At 37.3% G+C, this 4174-nt stretch carries 2 protein-coding genes; one reads left to right on the forward strand and one right to left on the reverse strand.

The window, feature by feature from the left end; translation table 11 throughout:
• The first annotated feature begins 264 nt into the window (after positions 1–264).
• Complete coding sequence (locus CKF54_RS07320) at positions 265–1950, forward strand: ABC transporter ATP-binding protein/permease (RefSeq protein WP_119525700.1); 1686 nt, start codon at positions 265–267, stop codon at positions 1948–1950.
• Between the two features lie 275 nt (positions 1951–2225).
• Here CKF54_RS07320 and CKF54_RS07325 read toward each other — a convergent pair whose 3' ends face one another.
• Positions 2226–3707: an aldehyde dehydrogenase family protein gene (locus CKF54_RS07325; RefSeq protein WP_119525701.1), complete on the reverse strand. Its 1482-nt coding sequence runs from the start codon at positions 3705–3707 to the stop codon at positions 2226–2228.
• Positions 3708–4174: the final 467 nt, after the last annotated feature.

Consider the following 4174-nt stretch of genomic DNA (forward strand, 5'->3'; position numbering starts at 1 on the left):
TAACTTTCGATAAAAGTAGTCTAAAGTGTAACAAAATTACCGTAATTATCTATATTTAAGCTGTAGAATAAACGTCTGCGGTCATATAATTATACGGAATTACGGCTAGAGACAAAGGCAAAAGTAATTCAAGAGTAAAGACACAAGCAGCGACAAAGGCAAAGAGAAAAATAGAGACAAAAGCAAAAAACCACGCAAAAGTAAAAACCAAAGGCGAGATAAAACCTCAAGCTCTTTGGTATTTTTGCAACAACAGAAATAGACATGCAAACTCTAACATATTTTGGACAACTAGCACGTAGCTTTTGGTGGCAAAAGAGTGCTTGGCGACCTTGGCTCTTGTTCCTTAGCACCCTTGCCACAAGTATTATTATTGTGCAAACTTCGGTTTACATTGCTCTCTGGAACAAAGAGTTCTATGACGCTCTTGCTGCCCTAGAAAAAGATGTTATCTGGCAACTGGTTGGACAATACTTTATCTACATCGGGATCATTGTTGCTTGCGTAGTTATTGGCAGCTACTTACGTAAGCGCTTAATGTTTTACTGGCGAGAAGCACTCACCAAACAATTACAAGAGCAATGGCTAGCTCATCATAACCATTACCGTTTACAACAAGAGGCTAGTTATATTGACAACCCTGACCAAAGAATTGCTGAAGATGTTATGCTTCTGTGTAACTACACCATTGACTTGCTACGTGGTCTCTTTATGAACATCTTTAGACTAGTTAGCTTTGTCGCTATCTTGTGGAGCATGTCAAACATCTTTACCCTCTATTGGAAAATTGGCAACTTTAGTTTTAATCTCCAAGTGCATGGCTATCTAGTTTGGGTAGCTTTATTTTACTCACTTCTCTGTTCGGTAATAATGCACATGGTTGGTTATAAACTACAAGCTCTTAATGTTGAGCAACAACATCGTGAGGCTAACTACCGTGCTCAACTAATACGTTTACAAGAGGCTAGTGAAGCTATTGCCCTTTATCGTGGTGAAGCTCGTGAGAAGCAAACCCTCAATAACAATTTTGCGCAAATCAAAACTAACTGGCTAGCTTTAATTTACCGTGAGGTAAAAGTTGAAACTTTTTCAGCAACAACCTTACGTATTACGTTGTTTATTCCGCTACTTGCAACCTTACCTATGTACTTGGCGGGGTTAATTACCTTTGGGGGTATGATGCAAGCACGTAGTGCCTTTACCAATGTCCAAGATGGTTTTAACTGGTTTGTTGATTCCTATAAAACCATTATTAAATGGGCTGCTGTAGTCCAACGTCTTGGAACCTTTCAGGCAAAACTGCAAGAGCTTGAAGCGCAAGCTGAGCAATTTAACTACCACCCGCAAGAGCAAGCGCAAGTTGTGGTACGTAACCTTGAACTTTGTAATAACAAACAACGTCCACTCCTAAGAGGGGTTAACTTTAACCTCAAAGGTAAAGGTTGGTATCAACTTCAAGGGGCAAGTGGAATTGGTAAAACCTCACTTCTACGCACCCTAGCGGGGTTAAACCCACATTACCAAGGACAAGTTGAAATAGCTGGGCAAAGCTATCTCTTTTTACCGCAAAAACCGTATGTTTTTAAAGATAGCTTACGCAATCTTCTTTCTTATCCTAGCGAAGAACTTGACCATCAGCAAGCTCTAAACCTACTTAAGCTTGTTGGACTAAGCCATTTACAAGCAGAACTTGAAGAGGTTAAAAATTGGCAACAAATTCTTTCAGGAGGAGAGCAACAGCGTTTAAGCTTAGCTCGAGCTTTAGTTAAACAACCGCAGGTTATCTTTCTTGATGAAGCCACTAATCAACTAGATAGCCAAAGTGCTCGTCAACTTTACCTTATGCTTAAAGAGCAGTTACCGCAAAGTTTGGTAATTGGCGTCTGTCATCAAAGTGAACTGGCAGAGTTGTTTGAACAACAAATTGATCTTGAACAATTTAGGGCTTAAGTACTTAAGCAATCTAAAGATTAGGTACTAGAAGAGTATACAAATCCTAGTGCTCAAATCCAATATAGTGCTCAAATCAAAGATTGCTCCTTATAAGACACATGCAAATCAGTGTCAGAACAAAGTAACTCAAATAGTTACAAACATTACAAACGTTGCTAATAATATAAATTAAAAAGCCTCGGGGATTGCTCTCCGAGGCTTATGAATTAAAATGTTAAATTAGAGTTATTTTAGGTTTTTGGTTCCTCTTGAAACCGAGGATTGGCTGGTTTCTAGTAGAAACCTTCTTTTTCTTCACGTAAGCTAATGTAGATATTTTTAGCTTGCGTGTAAGATTTTAAAATCATTTTGTGAGTTTCACGACCGATACCTGAAGCTTTGTAACCACCGAATGGAGTACCTGCATCAAAACGGTTATAGCAGTTAACCCACATTCTACCAGTTTGTACGCCTTTAGCTACGCGTAAAGCACGGTTGATGTTGTTTGTCCAAACCCCACCACCAAGACCATACTCACTGTCATTTGCTAAAGCAATAACTTCTTCTTCAGTTTTGAATTTAATTACAGTCGCAACTGGACCAAAGATCTCTTCTTGGTTAATGCGTAAACTGTTGTTATCACTTTCTAGTAAAGTTGGGTGATAGAATTCACCATCTTTTAAAGCACCTTCAGTGTAACGTTTACCACCAGTTAACACACGGCAACCTTCTTCTTTACCTAAAGCAACATATTTTTCAATAGTTTCAATTTGTGGACGGTTAATTTGCGCACCCATTACAGTGTCTGGTTCCCATGGTAAACCTACTTTAATACTTTCAAAAGCTTTTACCATAGCTTCCACGAATTTGTCGTAAATCCCTTCTTGTACAAAAATTCTTGAACCAGCACAGCACACTTGACCTTGGTTAAAGAGAATACCTTTTTGTACACCCTCTAATGCTTTTTCAAATGGAGCGTCATCAAATACGATGTTTGCAGATTTACCACCTAACTCTAGAGTTGCAGGGATTAACATTTCAGCAGCAGCTAAGCCTACTTGACGACCGATTGCTGTTGAACCTGTAAACGCTAGTTTGTTAAAGCCTTTGTGTTCAAGCATGTACTGACCTGATCTTGAACCTTTACCAGTAATTACATTTAATACACCTGGTGGTAATAAGTGACCAATTTTTTGTGCTAAAGATAATAGGCTTAATGAAGTAGTTGATGATGGGTGGATAACAATTGTACAACCTGCAGCTAATGCTGGCGCAATTTTCCAAGCTGCCATTAAGAATGGGAAGTTCCAAGGAATAATTTGTCCCACTACCCCAATAGGTTCTTGCAGAATAATAGATAAGTTTTCTTCATCTAAATCTTTTACTGTGCCTTCTTCTGCACGAACTACACCCGCAAAGTAACGGAAGTGGTCAGCAGCTAGAGGGATATCTGCGTTTAAAGTTTCACGAATTGGTTTACCATTATCTAAAGTTTCTTGCATTGCAAATAACTCTAGATTCTCATCAATTACATCAGCAATTTTATTTAAAATGGTTGCGCGTTCAATTGGACTTGTAAGACGCCAAGTTTTTAAAGCTTCGGTTGCAGCTTGAACAGCTGCATCTACGTCTTCTTTAGACGCATCTACAAAAGTAGCTAGTGGTTGGTTATTGGCAGGGTTATAAGAAGTTAATAATTTACCTTCTGTTCCTTGCGTCCACTGACCATTAATATAGAGACCGTAGCTTTGATCAAAAACATTTAAATTTGTCATTTTAGAAATACTCCATCAATAAAATTTTGACATGGAAGAAAATAATTATCTTGGGGCTAAGATTTTTATTAATTCTATTCTAAAAGAAAATCAACGCTTTAGAAAAAAAGTTGTTTGTTTTGTGTCAGTTGACAGCTTTTACTTATGAACAGATTGATCGCTTTTTATCAATTTTTTGCAAAGATAAAATAAATTGATTAATTTTCATCATTTTATAAATAGAACGTGAAAATATTTAACCCTATGTGATATATGGGATTTTTTGCGGTTTTATTCAAGACAAACATCTAAAAAATGACTATTTATTTTTTCAATTCACCTTTATTTTTACCTTATTTTCTACCTTAACCTCTACCTTAATTTTCTAGAGGTCACTTTTTAAATTAAAGTCTCTTCTGTATAGAAGTAGCAATTTATTTTTACCAATATTTGCATTGGGAGGCTGTACAAGGTAAGGTAAGGTAAGG

Source organism: Psittacicella hinzii (assembly GCF_003585885.1).
Classification (GTDB): domain Bacteria; phylum Pseudomonadota; class Gammaproteobacteria; order Enterobacterales; family Psittacicellaceae; genus Psittacicella.

Bases quoted from the DNA above. Each gene is read 5' to 3' on its own strand.
- CKF54_RS07320 (WP_119525700.1), top strand. From the start codon at position 265: ATGCAAACTCTAACATATTTTGGACAACTAGCACGTAGCTTTTGGTGG.
- CKF54_RS07325 (WP_119525701.1), bottom strand. From the start codon at position 3,707: ATGACAAATTTAAATGTTTTTGATCAAAGCTACGGTCTCTATATTAAT.